This window comes from Flavobacterium ammoniigenes (assembly GCF_020886055.1).
Classification (GTDB): Bacteria; Bacteroidota; Bacteroidia; order Flavobacteriales; family Flavobacteriaceae; genus Flavobacterium; species Flavobacterium ammoniigenes.
This window is the reverse complement of sequence record NZ_AP025184.1, coordinates 156,379-175,940: the sequence shown is the minus strand read 5'-3', so window position 1 is coordinate 175,940 and position 19,562 is coordinate 156,379. Positions and strand designations below refer to the sequence as shown.

Annotated in this window: 16 protein-coding genes and 1 tRNA gene; 12 read left to right on the top strand and 5 right to left on the bottom strand. The window is 32.5% G+C overall.

Annotated elements, in window-relative coordinates; translation table 11 throughout:
• The first annotated feature begins 3 nt into the window (after window positions 1-3).
• From mraY to LPC21_RS00700, 10 genes are all read left to right on the top strand, one after another.
• Window positions 4-1,233 carry a phospho-N-acetylmuramoyl-pentapeptide-transferase gene (gene mraY, locus LPC21_RS00745; protein ID WP_229317458.1) on the top strand — a complete coding sequence of 410 codons (1,230 nt, stop codon included), beginning with the start codon at window positions 4-6 and terminating at the stop codon, window positions 1,231-1,233.
• Window positions 1,234-2,568 (top strand): UDP-N-acetylmuramoyl-L-alanine--D-glutamate ligase, encoded by a 1,335-nt coding sequence (gene murD / locus LPC21_RS00740; protein ID WP_229317457.1) that lies wholly within the window; start codon window positions 1,234-1,236, stop codon window positions 2,566-2,568.
• Between the two features lie 30 nt (window positions 2,569-2,598).
• Window positions 2,599-3,900, top strand: coding sequence for an FtsW/RodA/SpoVE family cell cycle protein (locus tag LPC21_RS00735; protein WP_229317455.1), 1,302 nt, complete (start codon window positions 2,599-2,601; stop codon window positions 3,898-3,900).
• 10 nt (window positions 3,901-3,910) lie between these two features.
• Window positions 3,911-4,999, top strand: a complete 1,089-nt coding sequence (gene murG / locus LPC21_RS00730) for an undecaprenyldiphospho-muramoylpentapeptide beta-N-acetylglucosaminyltransferase (protein ID WP_229317453.1) — start codon at window positions 3,911-3,913, stop codon at window positions 4,997-4,999.
• Between the two features lie 39 nt (window positions 5,000-5,038).
• Entirely contained in the window at window positions 5,039-6,388 is a 1,350-nt protein-coding gene (murC, locus tag LPC21_RS00725; protein ID WP_229317451.1) for a UDP-N-acetylmuramate--L-alanine ligase, read from the top strand.
• Entirely contained in the window at window positions 6,375-7,097 is a 723-nt protein-coding gene (locus tag LPC21_RS00720) for a cell division protein FtsQ/DivIB (RefSeq protein ID WP_229317449.1), read from the top strand. Before murC ends, LPC21_RS00720 begins: the two co-directional genes overlap by 14 nt.
• 6 nt (window positions 7,098-7,103) lie before the next feature.
• Entirely contained in the window at window positions 7,104-8,483 is a 1,380-nt protein-coding gene (ftsA, locus tag LPC21_RS00715) for a cell division protein FtsA (protein ID WP_229317447.1), read from the top strand.
• Window positions 8,484-8,537: 54 nt separating this feature from the next.
• On the top strand, window positions 8,538-10,487 hold the full coding sequence (gene ftsZ / locus LPC21_RS00710; RefSeq protein ID WP_229317445.1) for a cell division protein FtsZ: 1,950 nt from the start codon (window positions 8,538-8,540) through the stop codon (window positions 10,485-10,487).
• A gap of 206 nt (window positions 10,488-10,693) precedes the next feature.
• Window positions 10,694-11,143, top strand: a complete 450-nt coding sequence (locus LPC21_RS00705) for a GatB/YqeY domain-containing protein (RefSeq protein WP_229317443.1) — start codon at window positions 10,694-10,696, stop codon at window positions 11,141-11,143.
• Between the two features lie 66 nt (window positions 11,144-11,209).
• Window positions 11,210-11,286 (top strand) — tRNA-Arg (locus LPC21_RS00700).
• Here the strand turns inward: LPC21_RS00700 and LPC21_RS10300 are convergent.
• The 3 genes from LPC21_RS10300 to LPC21_RS00690 form a co-directional block, all read right to left on the bottom strand.
• Window positions 11,237-12,790, bottom strand: coding sequence for a recombinase family protein (locus LPC21_RS10300; protein WP_420828065.1), 1,554 nt, complete (start codon window positions 12,788-12,790; stop codon window positions 11,237-11,239). The two genes, LPC21_RS00700 and LPC21_RS10300, sit on opposite strands and share 50 nt — an antisense overlap.
• Window positions 12,787-12,930: a hypothetical protein gene (locus LPC21_RS00695; RefSeq protein WP_229317442.1), complete on the bottom strand. Its 144-nt coding sequence runs from the start codon at window positions 12,928-12,930 to the stop codon at window positions 12,787-12,789. The genes LPC21_RS10300 and LPC21_RS00695 overlap by 4 nt, the downstream gene beginning before the upstream one ends.
• A gap of 86 nt (window positions 12,931-13,016) precedes the next feature.
• Window positions 13,017-13,973: a hypothetical protein gene (locus LPC21_RS00690; protein WP_229317440.1), complete on the bottom strand. Its 957-nt coding sequence runs from the start codon at window positions 13,971-13,973 to the stop codon at window positions 13,017-13,019.
• Between the two features lie 73 nt (window positions 13,974-14,046).
• On the opposite strand from LPC21_RS00690, the gene LPC21_RS00685 reads away from it, so the two are divergent.
• A complete protein-coding gene (locus tag LPC21_RS00685; RefSeq protein ID WP_229317438.1) occupies window positions 14,047-14,439 on the top strand; it encodes a hypothetical protein in 393 nt (130 codons plus the stop codon).
• A 1,364-nt stretch (window positions 14,440-15,803) separates the two neighbouring features.
• Window positions 15,804-16,121 (top strand): hypothetical protein, encoded by a 318-nt coding sequence (locus LPC21_RS00680; protein WP_229317436.1) that lies wholly within the window; start codon window positions 15,804-15,806, stop codon window positions 16,119-16,121.
• Window positions 16,122-16,705: 584 nt separating this feature from the next.
• Here the strand turns inward: LPC21_RS00680 and LPC21_RS00675 are convergent.
• Window positions 16,706-18,613, bottom strand: coding sequence for an OmpA family protein (locus LPC21_RS00675; protein WP_229317434.1), 1,908 nt, complete (start codon window positions 18,611-18,613; stop codon window positions 16,706-16,708).
• Between the two features lie 11 nt (window positions 18,614-18,624).
• Window positions 18,625-19,554 (bottom strand): PorP/SprF family type IX secretion system membrane protein, encoded by a 930-nt coding sequence (locus LPC21_RS00670; RefSeq protein WP_229317433.1) that lies wholly within the window; start codon window positions 19,552-19,554, stop codon window positions 18,625-18,627.
• Window positions 19,555-19,562: the final 8 nt, after the last annotated feature.

The following is a 19,562-nucleotide window of genomic DNA, read 5'->3' as shown; positions in this document are numbered from 1 at the left end:
ATTATGCTATACTACTTATTTGAATATTTAGACAAAACATTAAACGTTTCAGGAGCGGGAGTTTTCCAATATATCACCTTTAGATCAGGTTTGGCTTTTTTGCTTTCGTTATTGTTGTCTACTATTTATGGAAAGAGAATTATTACTTTCTTACGCAATCAACAAGTAGGAGAAACGGTTCGCGAATTAGGTTTGGCCGGACAAAATGAAAAAGCAGGAACACCTACAATGGGTGGTTTGATTATCATTTTTGCTACACTTTTGCCTGTTTTATTGTTTGCCAAATTGCATAACATCTATATCGTGTTGTTAATTGTGACTACTTTATGGATGGGAACCATTGGTTTCATTGACGATTACATCAAAATTTTCAAGAAAGACAAACAAGGTTTAAAAGGAATTTTCAAAGTATTTGGTCAAGTTGGATTAGGGATAATTGTTGGATCGGTATTGTATTTTAGTCCTGCAGTTACGGTTTTAGAAAACGCTTCAAATTCTCCAGTGATCAAGCAATCTAATATAACTTCCGTTGCACAAGCTCCTATTGAGGTAAAATCGACCGCTACTACAATTCCATTTTTCAAGAATAATGAGTTTGATTATGCTGAATTACTAGCTTGGACTGGCGATGGTTATCAAAATTGGGCTTGGTTAATTTTCATACCAGTAGTTATTTTTATTATCACCGCTGTTTCTAATGGAGCTAATTTGACGGACGGAATCGATGGTTTAGCTGCGGGGACCTCGGCGGTTTCGGTATTAGCTTTAGGAATTTTCACTTTCCTTTCTGGTAATATTATTTTCTCCAATTATTTGAACATCATGTATATCCCGAATTCAGGAGAAATGACCGTATTTATTGCGGCATTTGTTGGGGCATTGATTGGATTTCTTTGGTACAATTCGTATCCGGCTTCGGTATTTATGGGTGATACCGGAAGTTTAACAATTGGAGGAATCATTGCGGTATTAGCAATAGCTGTTCGTAAAGAAATGTTGATTCCATTATTGTGTGGAATCTTCTTAGTTGAGAATTTATCAGTGGTCATTCAGGTTACTTATTTTAAATATACCAAGAAACGTTTTGGCGAAGGCCGCAGAATATTTTTAATGTCGCCTTTGCACCATCACTATCAGAAAAAAGGATATCACGAAAGTAAGATTGTGACACGATTTTGGATTGTCGCCATCATGTTATCCATTTTGTCCATAGTGACTTTAAAACTACGATAGATGAGATTAGTTGTTTTAGGAGGAGGCGAAAGTGGAGTGGGTACAGCCATTCTGGGAAAACAAAAAGGATACGATGTTTTTGTATCTGATTTTGGAAAAATAAAAGATAATTACAAAGAAGTTCTTAATCATAATGCGATTGCTTGGGAAGACGAAACGCATACCGAATCTTTGATTCTGAATGCGGATGTGGTCATGAAAAGTCCCGGAATTCCTGATAAATCACCCATTGTAAAAAAGTTAGTAGCAAAAGGAATCAAGGTCATTTCTGAAATTGAATTCACCGCTCCTTTTACCAATGCAATTACGATAGGAATCACGGGAAGTAATGGTAAAACTACCACTACGATGTTGACCTATCACTTGCTAAAATCAGCAGGACTGAATGTAGGATTGGGAGGAAACATCGGAAAAAGTTTTGCCTGGCAAGTAGCCGAGAATGATTTTGACTCCTATGTTTTAGAGTTGAGTAGTTTTCAGTTGGACGGTATAATAGATTACAAGCCGCACATTGCCATCCTAACGAATATTAGTCCGGATCATTTGGACCGTTACGATTACAAGTATGAAAATTACATCGATTCGAAGTTTAGAATTACAATGAATCAAACCGAAGACGATTATTTGATTTATGATGCCGAAGACGAAGCGATAGCCAATTGGTTACAAAATAATACAACAAAAGCAACATTAATTCCTTTTTCATTGAACCAAGTTTTCACGGAAGGGGCCTTTATAAAAGATAATAAAATGGAAGTAAAGATGATGAATCACGAAGAATTTTTGATGGAAACAGAATCAATTGCATTAGAAGGAAAACACAATATGAAGAACGCTATGGCAGCGACCTCTGTGGCCAAACTAATGCAAATTCGTAACGCAACCATTAGAGAAAGTTTATCGAATTTTCAAGGTGTTGAACACCGTTTAGAAAAAGTATTGAAAATCCAAAACGTTCAATACATCAACGATTCGAAAGCGACCAATGTGAATGCTTCTTTCTTTGCTTTGGATAGTATGACTACGCCAACGGTTTGGATTGTTGGTGGTGTTGATAAAGGAAACGATTATCACGAATTGATGTCTTTAGTTCATGAAAAAGTAAAAGGTATCATTTGTTTAGGAGTAGATAATAAAAAAATCATTGAAGCTTTTGGTAATGTAGTTGATGTAATGATCGAGGTGGATAATATGCCTGATGCTGTGCGAATGGCACAACGCATGACCGAAAAAGGAGATACCGTTTTATTGTCACCAGCTTGCGCGAGTTTCGATTTGTTCGAAAACTACGAAGACAGAGGAAAACAATTCAAACAGGCAGTTTACAATTTATAATAGGGAACTATTCATTAGACTTTAGGCGATATGAAACTCAAACAGCTACTAAGCAATTTAAAAGGGGATAAGGTAATTTGGTCATTCTTGGCTTTATTGGCTTTGTTTTCTTTTATGCCAGTTTTTAGCGCCAGTACCAATTTAGCTTTTGGTCGAGATGGAGACGGAAATACCCTTGGCTATTTAGTAAAACATTTGGCTCATTTGGGTATGGGTTTCATGATTATTTATTTTGTACATAAAGTGCCTTACCATTATTTTAGAGTAATCTCAAGAATTGGGTTGCCCATTGTTTGGGGGCTTTTAGCATTAACATTATTTAAAGGGACGAATATTGGCGGTGCCAATGCCAGCCGATGGTTGCAATTGCCATTCATCGGAATTTCATTTCAAACCTCTTCCATTGCAGCGATTATTTTATACATCTATGTCGCGCGTTATTTATCTAAGACAAGAGAAACCCCAGTAACTTTTAAAGCTTCTTTTGTAGAGTTATGGATTCCGGTATTTATTACTTTAATGTTGATTTTGCCAGCCAATTTCTCTACGACAGCCTTAATGTTTGTGATGGTGGTAATGATTGCCTTTGTTGGAAAGTACCAATTGAAATATATTGGATACATTATGGGAATGGCCATTGCAGGCTTGTTGATTTTTGTGATATTATCCAAAGCATTTCCGGATTCCAAATTCTTTAGCAGGGTAGATACTTGGATTAGTCGAATTGAAAATTACGGAACCGATAAGGAAGGCGAAGACGAATATCAAATCAATGCAGCAAAAACCGCAATTGCCTCTGGGAATTTTACTGGAGTTGGTCCTGGTAAAAGTGTGCAAAGACATTTTTTACCTCAATCTTCCTCTGATTTTATATACGCCATTATTGTAGAAGAATATGGATTAGTGGGAGGATTAGGAGTATTAGGATTGTATCTTTTACTGCTCTTCCGATTTGTAATTGCTGCACATAAAGCCAATACGCTTTTTGGAAAATTAGTCGTCATTAGTTTGGGTTTTCCTTTAATATTTCAGGCGCTAATCAATATGGCGGTGGCGGTCGAATTATTACCGGTAACGGGACAAACCTTGCCTTTGATTAGTAGTGGAGGAAGTTCCATTTGGATGACTTGTTTTGCACTTGGAATTATTATCAATGTAACCAAGAAAGAAGAAGAAATCGAACTTGAACAAAAAGAAGCAGCCAAACGAGAAGAAGCACTTCAACGATTGATAGACCAAGAATTAGAAGCAGACGATAAGCAAATAGAAGAAGGCAATTACTCCATTCAAGACAGTTCAAAAAATCCAATGGATGCCGTATTAAACAAATAGCAAATTTACCATGAGAACATATAAATTCATATTAAGCGGAGGAGGAACAGGAGGTCATATATATCCAGCAATTGCTATCGCTAATGAATTAAAGTCTCGTTTTCCGGATGCCAAATTTCTTTTCGTTGGGGCACAGGATAAAATGGAAATGCAAAAAGTACCTCAAGCTGGTTATCCAATTAAAGGACTTTGGATTGCGGGTTTACAAAGAAGATTGACTTTTGACAATGCTTTATTTCCAATAAAACTATTGAGTAGTTTATTGAAATCCAGACAAATTATAAAACAATTCCAACCTGATGTAGTTATCGGTACAGGTGGTTTTGCCAGTGGCCCTTTATTGCAAATGGCAAATAGTGCAGGAATTCCAACGGTAATTCAAGAACAAAATTCTTTTCCTGGAATCACCAATAAATTATTGAGCAAAAAAGCCAATGCCATTTGTGTGGCTTATGAAAATTTGGAACGTTTTTTTCCAAAAGAGAAAATGGTGCTAACAGGTAATCCAGTTCGCCAAGACCTAATGACTATTGAGGGTAAAAGAGCCGAAGGAGTTGCACATTTTAATTTAGATCCAAACAAAAAAACCATTTTGGTTTTAGGGGGTAGTTTAGGGGCACGTCGAGTGAATCAATTGATAGAAAAAGAATTAGAGTTTTTTGAAATGCAAAATGTACAATTGCTCTGGCAATGTGGTAAATTATATTTCGAAGAATACCAAAAATACCAATCAAAAGACGTTCAAGTAATGGCGTTTATTGAGCGAATGGATTTGGTATATGCAGCTGCAGATATTGTGATTTCGAGAGCCGGAGCTTCTTCGGTTTCAGAATTGTGTATAGTGGGTAAACCAGTTGTTTTTATTCCTTCGCCTAATGTAGCCGAAGATCATCAAACTAAAAACGCGAAATCTATTGCCGATAAAAACGGCGCCATTTTAATTCGCGAAAGCGAGTTGGATTCCACTTTTGAATCGACTTTCTCCGACTTGATTGGCAATGAAAACAAACAACACGAATTGAGTCAAAATATTAAAAGCTTGGCTTTGCCCAATGCGACTAAAGCTATTGTAGAAGAGATCATCAAATTAATCAAATAATACCAACAGAACGTTTCAACGTTTGGTTACCAAAACAAAATGAATTTAAATCAAATACATAACGTCTTTTTTATAGGAATCGGAGGAATCGGGATGAGTGCTTTGGCGCGTTATTTCAAAACCATCGGAAAAAATGTTTCAGGTTACGATAAAACACCTTCGATGTTAACCGATGAATTAATCGCAAGCGGTATCGACATTCATTTTGAAGACCGAATTGATTTAATTCCGAAAGACTATTATACTGAAAATACGTTGGTAATTATTACCCCAGCTGTTCCAATAACGCACTCACAATGGAACTTTTTCTTAGAGCGAGAATACCAAGTAAAAAAACGTGCTGAAGTTTTAGGAATAATTACTAAAGACACCTTTTGTTTTGCAGTAGCGGGAACGCATGGTAAAACAACAACATCTAGTATTTTAGGACATATCCTATTTGAAAGCGGTGCCGACGTAACTGCTTTTGTGGGTGGAATTGTAGAAAATTATAACTCTAATTTAATTGGAACAGGAAAGACGGTTACCGTAGTGGAGGCCGATGAATTTGATCGTTCTTTCTTGCATTTGCATCCGAATATTGCTTGTGTTACTTCCATGGACGCCGACCATTTAGATATTTATGGAACTAGCGAACAAATTGAAGCTTCGTTTGTAGAGTTTGCTAATAAAGTAGAAGATAAAAGCCAATTGTTTATTACCAATGAATTGCCAATTGAAGGCGTGACTTGTGCAGTAAACGAAGAGGCGGTGTACAAAGCCTTTAATGTAAGAGTGGGAAATGGCAGTTATGTTTTTGACGTACAAACGCCAACCGAAACTATTAAAGACATCGCTTTTGGCTTGCCTGGAAGACACAATTTGATGAATGCCTTGATGGCTTTGGCTATGGCCAAAACTTTTGGAACTTCTTCAGATGCTATTGCAAAAGCACTGGCTTCATTTAAAGGAATCAGAAGACGTTTTTCGTATCAGATCAAAACGTCTAATATGGTGTATATCGACGATTATGCTCATCATCCAACCGAAATAAACGCGGTACACCAAGCGGTTCGCGAATTATATCCAGGACAAAAAGTGTTGGCTATTTTTCAACCGCATTTGTTTAGTAGAACGAAAGATTTTGCTGATGATTTTGCTAAAAGTTTGTCCCAATTTGATGAAGTTGTGTTGTTGGATATTTATCCGGCGCGCGAATTGCCAATGGAAGGAGTTACGTCGCAATGGTTAATGAATAAAATGACCAATGAATATAAAAAATTAGTCTCCAAAGAGGATTTAATTCCTACAATTTTAGCGAGTGATGCTCGAATTGTTGTAACCATTGGTGCAGGAGATTTAGGAGAAATGGTACCATCTATAAAAAAGGCATTGTATGAAACGATTTAATTGGATTACTATTCGGTTAGTACTCATGTTTGGGTTGGTAATTGTTTTGTTTTCGTTTACGTCAAATAGGAATGAAAACCGAAAATTAACCAAAACGAAAGTCGTTTTTGTTGGAGAAAATGCAAGTTTTCTTAAACAGGAAACGGTTAATAAATTGTTAATAGAAAATAATGCAGACGCTTCAGCTATCCGAAAAGATAAATTAGATTTGAATAAATTAGAAAAAGCCGTTAGTTCAGATCCAATGGTAGAGAAATCAGAGGTGTTTGTAACTATCGACGGGGTGTTGAAAGCAGTGGTGAAACAGAAGACCCCAATCGTAAGGGTTTTCGATGGTAAGCGTTCTTTTTATATTGATTACAAGGGAAATACAATGCCGTTGTCGGCAAATTTTACTGCCAGAGTCCCCCTCGTTTTGGGAGTAATACGCAAACAAAATAGCGAAGCTTTAGCTGAATTATTTCGAAAAATTTATGACGATGAATTTTTGAAAAAAAACATCATTGCCATTCAAATTATGCCTAATGGTAGCTTAAAAATGTTGAACAGAAATTTTGATTATCAAATTGATTTCGGCGGAGCGAAAAATGTAGATGCTAAATTTCAAAATTATAAAGCATTTTTTCAAAAAGCAGTTGTAGACAGTTCTTTGTATAAATATAGAAAAATTGACCTTCGTTTCACACAACAAGTAATTTGCACAAAATAAGAGGTAATGGAAAAAGAGAATATTGCAGTAGGTTTAGATATTGGAACTACCAAAATTGTTGCCATGATTGGCAAGAAAAATGAGTACGGTAAACTAGAAATTTTGGGTGTTGGAAAATCCAAAAGTTTAGGTGTGGCGAGAGGTGTTGTCAATAACATTACGCAAACAATTCAATCCATTCAGCATGCTGTTCAAGAAGCCGAAAACAATTCGGGTTATAAAATAAAAGATTGTGTTGTAGGGATTGCTGGACAACATATTCGCAGTATTCAACATACCGATTACATCAGCAGAAGTAATCCTGAAGAAGTGATTGGAGGGAATGATATTCAATTGTTGATTGATCAAGTTAATAAATTAGCAATGCTTCCTGGTGAAGAAATTATTCACGTATTGCCTCAAGAATTTAAAATTGACGGACAATCCGAAATAAAAGAACCAATTGGGATGTATGGTGGGCGTTTAGAGTCTAGTTTTCACGTTGTGGTAGGACAGGCTTCGTCAATTAGAAACGTAGGACGTTGTATTCACGATTCTGGAATTGAACTATCCGGTTTGACATTGGAACCATTAGCTTCATCGGATGCGGTTTTGAGCCAAGAAGAAAAAGAAGCGGGTGTTGCCTTGATTGATATTGGTGGTGGAACAACAGATTTAGCCATTTTTAAAGATGGTATTATTCGTCACACTGCAGTAATTCCTTTCGGAGGGAATGTAATTACTGACGACATTAAAGAGGGTTGTTCTATTATTGAAAAACAAGCCGAATTATTGAAAGTGAAATTTGGTTCTGCTTGGCCTGGAGAAAATAAAGAAAATGAAATCGTTTCTATTCCAGGTTTAAGAGGTAGAGAGCCAAAAGAAATTTCGTTAAAGAATTTGTCCAAAATTATTCACGCTCGTGTTGTGGAAATAATTGAACAAGTTTATGTTGAAATTAAAGCTTACGGTCATGAGGACCCAAGAAAAAAATTAATTGCAGGAATTGTTTTAACAGGTGGTGGATCTCAATTGCAACACATTAAGCAATTGGTAGAATACATTACTGGAATGGATACTAGAATTGGGTATCCAAACGAGCATTTAGCAGGCAATTCAAGCGAAGAAATATCAAGTCCATTATATGCAACTGCCGTTGGTTTAGTGATGAATAGCATCGAAAATAAAACACAGAGTGCGGTTAGAATAGACCAGGCTCAAGCCCCAGAAATGCCAGTCTATAAAGCGCCAGTAATGGAAACCAATGAAGTAGTTCAAGCTGAAATAGAATCAGATGAAATTACCAAAGCAGAAACCAAAGACAAGTCGACAGAAACTCAAATTAGAAGATCATTTTTTGACAAGTATGTAGATAAAATCAAAGATTTCTTAGATAACGCAGAATAAAGGCTTAGCCTCAGACAATATAAAATTAATAACAAATAGCAAAAACCAAATAAAATGATGAGCAACTCAGAATTTGGAAGTATTTCATTTGATTTACCAAAGAACCAATCAAATGTTATCAAAGTAATAGGTGTTGGAGGCGGCGGGAGCAACGCCATCAACCACATGTTTAAACAAGGAATCAAAGGAGTAGATTTTATTGTTTGTAATACTGATTCACAAGCCTTGCAAAATAGTGCGGTGCCTAACAAAATTCAGTTAGGTGTTCACTTGACCGAAGGATTGGGTGCTGGAGCAAATCCAGATGTAGGACAACAATCGGCTATTGAAAGTATTTCTGATATTGAAAAAATGTTGGATCAAAATACAAAAATGGTATTTATCACTGCCGGTATGGGAGGTGGTACTGGAACTGGTGCCGCGCCTGTAATTGCTCAATTGGCTAAAGAACGTGATATTCTTACCGTTGGTATCGTAACGCTTCCTTTTGTTTTTGAAGGTAAAGTACGTCAAGAACAAGCCTTAATTGGTATTGAAAAATTGCGCAAACAAGTAGATTCACTTATTGTTATTAATAACAACAAATTAAGAGAAGTATACGGAAACTTAGGTTTCAAAGCAGGTTTTTCTAAAGCAGACGAAGTATTGGCAACAGCCTCAAGAGGTATTGCCGAAGTAATTACACACCACTATACTCAAAATATCGATTTACGCGATGCTAAAACGGTATTATCTAATAGTGGAACAGCTATTATGGGTTCTGCAATAGCTGAAGGGACAACTAGAGCGAAAGATGCTATTATTTCTGCTTTGGATTCTCCTTTATTGAATGACAACAAAATTACAGGTGCCAAAAACGTATTGTTGCTTATCGTTTCTGGAACTAATGAAATCACTTTGGACGAAATTGGTGAAATCAATGATCATATCCAATCGGAAGCAGGTTTCAATGCGAATATTATCATGGGAGTTGGTGAAGATGAATCTCTTGGAGATGCTATCGCAGTAACTGTTATTGCTACGGGTTTTGACTTGGAGCAACAAAATGAAATCGTAAATTCGGAGCCTAAAAAAATCATCCACGCTTTAGAAGATGAGCAAAAAATTACCCATAACTTATCTAATTCTACCGTTCCTGCATTCGATTTAAATGCTGAAACTCCAGGAGCTACAGAAGAAAGAATTGTATTTGAATTATTGGAAGAAGAAGCGCCAGTGGTTGCCGAAGTGGCTGAACCGGTAGTTGCAGCTTACGAACCAATAACCAACGAAAATGATTTGATCGTAATGTCTGAATTCATCAAAAATTTAGATGTGACTTTTGAAATCGTTTCGCCAATTAATGACATCGATTTTACGTTTACAACGCCTGAGGCACATGCTATCGAAACAGCACAGCCAAAAGCAGTTCAAATCGAAGAACAAGCTACTTTCTCTTTCGATTTGCCTTTGTTTACATCAGAACCAGCGGTTAATGATAACAAAGTGATTTTTGAATTGACTGACAATGAAATCAAAGATATCAATGTAGTTGATCCGATTCAATTTGTACCGGTTACTGAAGTGGCTGAAAACGGAGTTATCCGTCATTCGTTAGAAGAGTACATGGAAACAGAACACGATTTTGCAGCCGCTGCAACTATTCAAAAAGTAACCGAAGTGGTTCCTGAAGAGTTGAACATTACGATGAAAGCGATCGAAGAATCAACCATCAATGCTTCTGAGTTTGAATCAATTTCTCCAATGGAAATGACTATTGAAGAAACGTTGCGCGCACGTGCCGATGAGAGAAGAAGAAAGTTGAAAGAATTCAATTATAAATTTCACAATAACGTGTCAAAAATTGATGAGTATGAAAAAGAACCAGCCTACAAAAGATTAGGCGTTGAACTTTCTACGAATCAAACAGCTGCAAATAATTCGAGAATATCAGTTGGAACCGACAGCAACAACGATTTGCAGTTGCGTTCAAACAACTCGTATTTGCATGATAATGTAGATTAAAAACATACCCACTAACCAAAACCAAGACTAACCCGAAATTTATTGATTTTCGGGTTATTTTTTTACCCAAATTCCGCAGCAATCTATCTTTTGTTAGTTCGGGTAAATTGTTCTAAATTTGCGAACCTTAGTCCAGCAATAGTCAATAGCTTTTTTGCTTTATTACAATCTGGCATACAAAAATCAAACACAAAAAAATAGAAAATATGAGTTTAGCTACACAAATCATGGACGAAATTAAAAACGCCATGAGAGCCAAAGATACTGTTGCTTTAGAATCATTACGTGCCGTGAAATCAGCTTTGCTTTTAGCACAAACTGAAACTGGTGCCAAAGAAGAAATCAGTGCCGACGAAGAAATTAAATTGTTACAACGTTTGGTAAAACAACGTAAAGACAGTGCCAATATCTACACCGAACAAGGGCGTCCTGATTTAGCCGAGCCGGAATTGTTACAAGCAGCTGTAATTGAAAAATTCTTACCTGCTCAATTATCAGAAGAGGAAGTAGCAGCTGTAGTCGCTAAAATTATTGCAGATAATGGTGCTTCAGGCATGGCAGCTATGGGTAAAGTGATGGGCTTAGCTTCTGCTGAATTAGCTGGAAAAGCTGATGGTAAAACCATCTCGACTATTGTCAAAAAATTATTATCTTAATTTCGTAATTCGTAATTCGATCCGAGGCGAATCCGAACGGAACGAAGCGAATATCGTTAATACCCTGACTGCGTAGTTCAACTGGATAGAATATCAGATTTCGGCTCTGAGGGTTGCAGGTTCGAACCCTGCCGCGGTCACCATAGAGGATTTAACTAATTTTTTAGTTAAATCCTTTTTTTTTATCCCTTCTAATCCCTTGTTAATACTGGCTATTTCATTTAAGATTGGATTCAAACTAGCGGTTCGAACTTTTTTATTTTCGAATTGAATATTTTTTTCAAATATCGAACCAATTATCTTTCTTTTTTGCTCCAGATTAGATTTATTGTATTGAATATCAATACCTATGAATTTTTTAGTGGCTCTATTGTACAATTCAACTAGCTGTTTACTGTCCTCCGAAGTACTTTCTTTGGATTTGAGTTCTGCTCGTATATTTTCGTAACGTTGTTTTGCGGATTCATAACTTGCTTTATCCATATCACCATCAATGTACAAATCTTGAAGCTTAATTAATTTATCCTCAATTGAGTTTAGATTTTCATAGTGCTTGGCTCCTAATGCTTTTTGCTTGGTATCTTCTGTTAATTTCTCTTTGATGATTTCAAAATACAATTCTTGGAATTGCTTATCAAATGACAAATCCCCTAAAAAGTCATTTACTTGTTGATGTACTTCTTCTGAAGTATATCTTCCCTTACATGGGCTTATGCAATGATAATAGTTGTAGTACTGTGTTCTTCCCTTGGATTTACTAGCAGTCATTTGTTTGTTGCAAATAGGACATAACAAAAATCCTTTTAAAGGAAAATTCTCATTGTGTGCTTTAGGAACTTTCTTAATTCCATTTTTTCTTTTGTACATCACTTGCTGTACTTTATCAAATAATGCTTTGGTGATAATAGGTTCGTGAATTCCTTCTACAATGGTTTCCTTTTCGTCTTTATAGGCTTTTATAAACACTCCTCCATAGTACAAATGATTGTTTAAAATGTTTGCAAAGACAGATTTACTGGATTGAAAACCTTTATATTTTAATTTGAAAAATACCTCATTACGTTGATAATTTCCTGTTGCCATCATCTCAAAGGCTTCCTGAATGTATTTAGCATCATCATTGGGAATCAAAAGAGGCTTTTTAACAGCATCTTTTCCGTTATCATACCCTTTGGGAGCACTTCCAACATATCGTCCTTCTTTGAAAGCTCTTCGCATTCCTGATATAACATTCAGTGAGCGACGTTGATTTTCTACCTCTGGCATCGAAAGATATACCGCTAGCATCAATCCTTGCTCTGGAATGGTTAAATCCAAAGGTTGTTCAATAGCATTTACTTGAATGGCTAATTGATTGAATATACCAATCATTTGATAGGATTCAGCTGTGTTTCTAGAGAATCTGTCCCATTTGATGAAAATCAGTTGATGTACGTCCTTTTTGTTTTTTTTGCAGTACTCTAACAATTTCTTAAACTCAGGTCGTTTGAACGTTTTGGCTGAGTAGTCTTCCCTGAAAATATGCAGCACGTTTAAATTATTGTTTTGACAATAATTAAGCAACTTTTGCTCTTGGTCTCTGAGCGAATACCCTCTTCCTGCTTGCTCATCAGTGGACACTCGCACGTAAAGTATAACATTTTTCATTTTTGGTTGGCTGTTTTAAAATTGTTAATATTACAACTTGCTAGCATCTCTGCTAGTGCAAGTACTTCTTTAATTTGTTGTTCTGTTAATTTTTTGTCTCTGTTTTTATTTACAATTTGTTTGGCTTTTTCTATGTCCATTTGACTCTAAGGCAAAAAGAAGTAGGACATACTTGTTTTTGTTATAAGTCGATTATGTGCTAGGGGATACCTAGGACGTATTTATTTTAATTATTTTCTCTTTGCGTATTTTTAATCACTAAATGTTTATCGTTTCGGTAGGTTAGTTCTACTTTCTCATATTGTTTTAAACCAAGTATCTTTCTTATTTCTTTTGCATGGTCTCCTTTTATATCGATTTCTTTTGTAAAGTCAAAAGTAATACGGTCAGAATCGTATTTAATAATTGAAATTTTTTTACAACTTGCATCATGTAATGCTTTTAACAATTTTTTTTCATGTGAGTTAAACAATCCAAAGGAAATACAATACTTTTCAAAATTTTCCTCTTCAAATAATCTACTTACCAGTGGCAAAATCGGAAGGTTAATTAGAGTATGATTTGAAAAATGCGTAGCATATTGTTCATATAGTTGATTTTTTTCTTCAACTGATGCATTATTATTGTTTTCAGCAATTAAGAAATCCAATTCAGATGTTTTAGTTTCTTTTATAATAACAATCGAAACCGCTTTTTTCAATGCCAAAACATTGGTCAGTAAACTGCCAATGTATGTAAAAGCAATAATTGATTCCTCATCAGTAACTTTATTTAATAGAAAAGGCATGTTTTCTTTAGAAAATTGCGCTTTAAAATCATTATGAAACTCCAAAGGAATCGTTTCTAAAAAAGAAGCAATAAGTTCATCAAATGAAGGCGATCCTACTTTTTCAAAATCCATTTGTACAATTGAAAATAGAAACTTTTTTAACTCTAGAATTGTTTTTAAATCAATGTTTAAATTTCTTAGTTCTTTAATGATAAGTACCCATAGTGCATCAAATACATTTAGAAATACTTTTCTTCTTTGAACATCTATTTTTTCCTCATTTGCATCAAGAGCTTTTTCGTTTAACAAACCTTCTTGTTTCCAATTGAAATACACCCTAGGATTTATGTCTAATGGTTTTAAAGGAATTTTCTTTTCTGTTAGTAATGGGTAATATTCGAGAATAGATATCATTTTGTTTTATTTTGTTACACAAATGTAATATAAAAAATATTAAATTTGCAAATAAATACAAAATTAAATAAAAATGATTAGAAAAGAAAGAAACTGTTTGAACCCAGAATGTGAATCGATTATTCAATACTTCGAAAATCCAAAGAAACTATTTTGCACTACCAGTTGCAAAAACAGATGCCATTATTTGTGGGATAGAGAAAAAAATCTAGAAATCTATGAATTGGAAAAAGAACTAAAGATAAATTATGAAATCGCTGATAATTTCATCCTACATAAAATATACAAGGTTGATGCCAAAGTAGCAAAAGCAATTGGCTTTAATAGAAATATTTACATGGATATAAAACAATACCTCCCGAATGAAAAACTGTATCGATCATTACGAAGAATAAAAGACATTTACTATAGATATGATATTGAAGAAGATGTAATTGTATTTTATAAGTACGTTGAAAAAAACTAAACAAATATTTAATTCAATTATTGTTTGTTCTGACTATTAAAAAAATTAGATTCATTATCCTAAAACAATAAACAACAATTAAAGAAAAAAAGAATTTTGCTTAGTGAAAGATAATACTAATTATTTTCCCAAACTCTATTCCAAACCTCTTCAAGATACCAAATCTCAAAATAAACAATGATTATTGTTATTCTATATAAATAGAATTGATCCTATTTAATTATTTGAAATTGAAAACAAATAAAGTTTGTACTAATTAAAATGCTTTATAAACTAACAATTGTAAAGCAAACCTTAATGAGAACAAAAATTATATTCAATAGATACACAAAAACTATACTTTGAACGATTAGATTAAGTTATGTTTGTTTCTACTTCTTAAAATATTAAATAAGCAATTCAATATATAAAGAATTAGTAAAGTGATAAAAAGAAAGGCTAAAATTATTTCTTTAGATTACCTAAAGAATTAATTTCTAAAATGGAAATAATTAAAGTCATTACAAACAAATAATTATTCCTTTAAGATCACAATCGTTTTTCAACGATTTATCGCACTATGTTTTTATAGAGATTTCTTTTGGTTCTAGTTTAAAAAAAACATATCCATACAACTTAAAAACACTATGTTTTGTAAAATTTTCACATTGTATTAATGTGGTTAAAAAAAATTATAAAAAAATAATATCGGACAGCTTATATAAATTAATTTAAATAGGAGCAAAATTAAACAATAATTACCTTTTAATATAAAAAAAATAGCTGGGTAAAAATCTACAAGACGTTCAAATATAATTCTTCTCTAAATGATGGGATATCTTCAAAATTTATCAATTAGGTATTAAAATATCTTAATTGAGACTGTATGTTCTGGTATTGTCGAACTTCATAAAATTTATACTTGAAATATAATAATAGGGTTGTAAATTCTTGTAATACGACATTAAAGTAGCTTAAAAAATAACATAAAGACTATTCCAAATATTGCAAGTTAAGTAAATGTAATAGAAGTAAATAATTAAGTAACTTAAATCCCATTTATTACACGCAATAGCAACTTTAATACACAAGATAGTAGATTTATTTATTACCACAACCTGCTTACGAATCAAATAGAGATATTTGTATAATAAAATTATGCAAAAGAATTAATCATTGCCCCCAATTTAATTCTTTAGTATTAATAATACTTATTAAATTAAATTTAATTTATATCATAAATAAATTTTGGATTATTAATTTCAATTCTTCTTTTTTTTGAAATTAGCGTGTGTGGGGCTTGCAGACCGGACTTAAGGGGTGAAGGTCTATAATCCAAAATTTTATATTTCAAGAATTATATTATAATTATCCCAAACTTATTTATGAGCCTTACCCAACAATTTTTATTTAAAATTATATATAACAAACAATATTTTAAAGAAAAAATATTTTGTTTATTCAATATCAGAATGCAAAAAAATAAAGCAATACCTCTTGATAGATTTTTTCGATCTGATGCAATAAAAGCAATAAAATATTATTTTAAAGACGTTTATGCTGAAAATAAGTCGGAATTTACAATTGATGATTTAAAAAAAATAGAGGTTTTAAAAATAAAACAGTATAGAGGTTTTGGCAATGTAGCCACAAGTATTTTAATTAAATTGATAAATGAAGAGTCATTAGTTTATAATTTATAAGAAGAAATATTTAAATTTTGTTAATACTGTTTTTTTGGAAATTAATTTATAAATAAGCTTATATTATTAACATAATTTTTTCTTATAAAATTTCCGTAGCATAATTGTTTTTGAATTCTTAAAATTAGTATATCTAAAATAAACGGATTTATTTAATAAATATTTGGAAGTAGAATTAAACAGTTTTGTTTGTCATCATGAATTGTTTGATTTAAAAATTAGTATAAATTAAATTTTTTTATACTAATGTTGGTTAATTAATTATTGATTTAAAGGAGAGGCTAATAGCCTCTCCTTTACTATATATAATATATACAAACGCCTTTAAATAAATTAAAATAATTAATTGGACATTTATATTTGAATACTATTTTGAAATAAAATTTAATATAGATAAAATGATAATTGATTTTTATAAATTGAAATAGACAATTGGATAAAACCAAAAAAATATTTTTTAATTCAATTAAATATTATGTACAAAAAATAAAAGCCAAAATTAAAAAGGAGGGGGCAATAAATCCTTATTAATTTGGCTATTAAATTATTAGAATTACTTAAACATAAGTTTAAAAAACAATTCATTATTTAATAATAATAAACTCACTTCTTCTATTTAGTTGGTGTTCTTCCTTTGAACATGGAACCCCATTCGAACATTTGTTTAACAACTCAGTTTCACCGTATCCTTTAGCAGATATTCTATCTTTAGGAACTCCCTTTTTAATCATATAATTTCTAGTAGCTTTTGCTCTTAAATCAGATAATTTTAAATTATAAGAATCACTTTGTCTGCTGTCAGTATGTGATTTAATATGTACTTTTAACTGTGGGTATTTTAACATTACTTTAATTAGCATTGCTAGTTCAACTTCAGCGTCAGGCCTAATAAAATATTTATCTAAATCAAAGTAGATACTAAGATTCAACAATTTAATTAAATCATCGCCATAATCAACTGCAATTAATTTAGGGTTGATTGGTAAAACTCCTTTAACCACATAGTCATTTCCTTTATACCTTTTCTCTGAGGTAAAATAATCTGGATACTCTATTTTAATAATGTATTCTCTGTCTTTTCTAATTTTACTTGTTTTAAATCCCCCTAGGTTATCAGTTACTGTCTCATTAATCAAATTATAATTTGAATCATATATGCTAATTTTCACATTTTCAAGAGGTTTTCTTGTATTGGCATCTACTACAATTTGTTCAAGAACAATTTCTTCTGGCTTATCTTGTTCTATTAACTTGTAAATATCATCGTAGCCTTTTCCACCATTTCTGTTAGAGGAAATAAAAAAAATCTTTTCAAAGGGGCTTTCGGAAAATCCAAAATCATCTTTCTCACTATTTACAGGTTCACCTAAATTTTCGAACAGAGTAAACTCACCGTTCTTATCTGGTATAGATTTAAACAAATCTAATCCACCCAAACCAACGTGACCATCGGAGGCAAAATATAGTTCATCACTCTTATTTATGTAAGGAAATGTTTCTCTTGATTTTGTATTTATTTTTGGACCTAAATTAATTGGTTTGCCAAAAGTTCCGTCATCATTAATTGATATTTTGTACAAGTCTGATTCTCCATAACCACCTGGCATATCTGACGCAAAATACATAGTCTTTTCATCATTACTAAGTGCTGGATGAGCAATATTATATTCATCACTATTGAACGGAAGTTCAATTATTTTATCCCATTTATTATTAATTAATGAAGCTTTATAAAGTTTCAATAAGACTATTTTTTTTTCATTATATCCGATTTTCTTTTTGTAATAATTATTTCTTGTAAAATACATGGTTTTCCCATCTTTCGTAAAAATTAAAGAAGACTCATGGTATTTGGTATTTATTTCATCTGTTAACTCATCAATATGAACAACATTAGCAATTGAATCAAATTCTGCAGACATGAGATTAGTAAAATTTTGATTTGTCCAGCTATCTAGTTTATTTGTATTTTTTACAAATTTTCTAGAAGAAACAAAGTACATTTTATTACCTAAAAAATAGGAACCATAATCAGACTCTGAAGAATTAATACCTGCATTTTCAATTTTATATCTTTCTTGATTTCCTTTAATTTCTTTTAAATATAACTTATTTTTGATGTATAACTCACCTCTATAATCATTAGTTAGTTGAAAAAATTGTTCCATCATTATGTCTGCTTTATCATAATCTCTGACAGCTTTTAATGATTGGGCATATCTAAAATAGTATTCTGCATCTATATCACTTGTAAATTCAAAAAGTTTATCATACCAGATTTTAGACTTGTCTAACATTCCATTAAAATAGTATGCGTTTCCAAGTTTTTCAAATAATTCTTTTGATTTGAGTCCTTTTTTTGCCACATTCTCATAGACTTCAATTGCATCTATATAGGCTAGTTTATCATATTTAGAATTTCCTTTTGCCTTATTTTGTGAAAAAGCACAAAAACTTAAAAAAAGTAATATAATTGCAAAATATTTTTTCATTAAATTGTTTTTTAAAAGAATCTTGGGTTAAATACATTTGTAGAATTTTCGAATAATTCAAATCTCAAGAAAATTTCATGAGAACCAGAATTGAAATTAGAAAGTTTAGATATTTCTTTGTCATAAGCATAACCAATTAATATCTTATTGGAAACCTGAAAACCAGCCATTAAACTGTAAGCAGCATCTAATCTATAAGCACCTCCAATAATAAACTTATCATAAAACATGAAATTTGCAGTCAAATCTAGTTGAACTGGTGCTCCTGAAACAATTTTTGATAAGATTGCAGGTTTAAACTTAATGTTATTGTTTAAATCAAAAACATACCCTCCCATTATGTAATAATGCATTCTTTCTCTGGCGGTAGATGAAAAATTTGTATTATTATAATACTTAGTCTCTAAAATACGAGGTACAGATAATCCTACATAATATTGATCAGAGTACCAGTATAATCCGGCGCCTATATTTGGAGAAAATTTATTTTCTACATCATTCATAAACTGATTGTCAGATGTGTCATAAATATCTAATTTTGAATAATCTATATTTAACAGATTAAAATGTCCTTTTAAACCAAACGAAAGAATTGAATTTGATAAATTTAATTTATAGGCGTAATCTATTGAAAGAGAGCTCTCATCTATAGGTCCGATTTTATCAGACATTACAGAGATACCTATTCCGTATTTACCTTCTTTTATAGGCGAATGTAATGAAAATGTATTGGTAACCGGCGCGCCATCTAAACCAACCCATTGTGTTCTATGCATGCCAAAAATACTCAAAACATCTCTAGTACCAGCATATGCAGGATTTACATTCATAGGATTATACATATATTGTGTGTATTGTGCATCCTGTTGAGCAAAAATTTCGTTTGCAAATCCTAACACAGCAATAATTAAAATTAGAATATAATTTGTTTTAAAATTCATTATTCAAC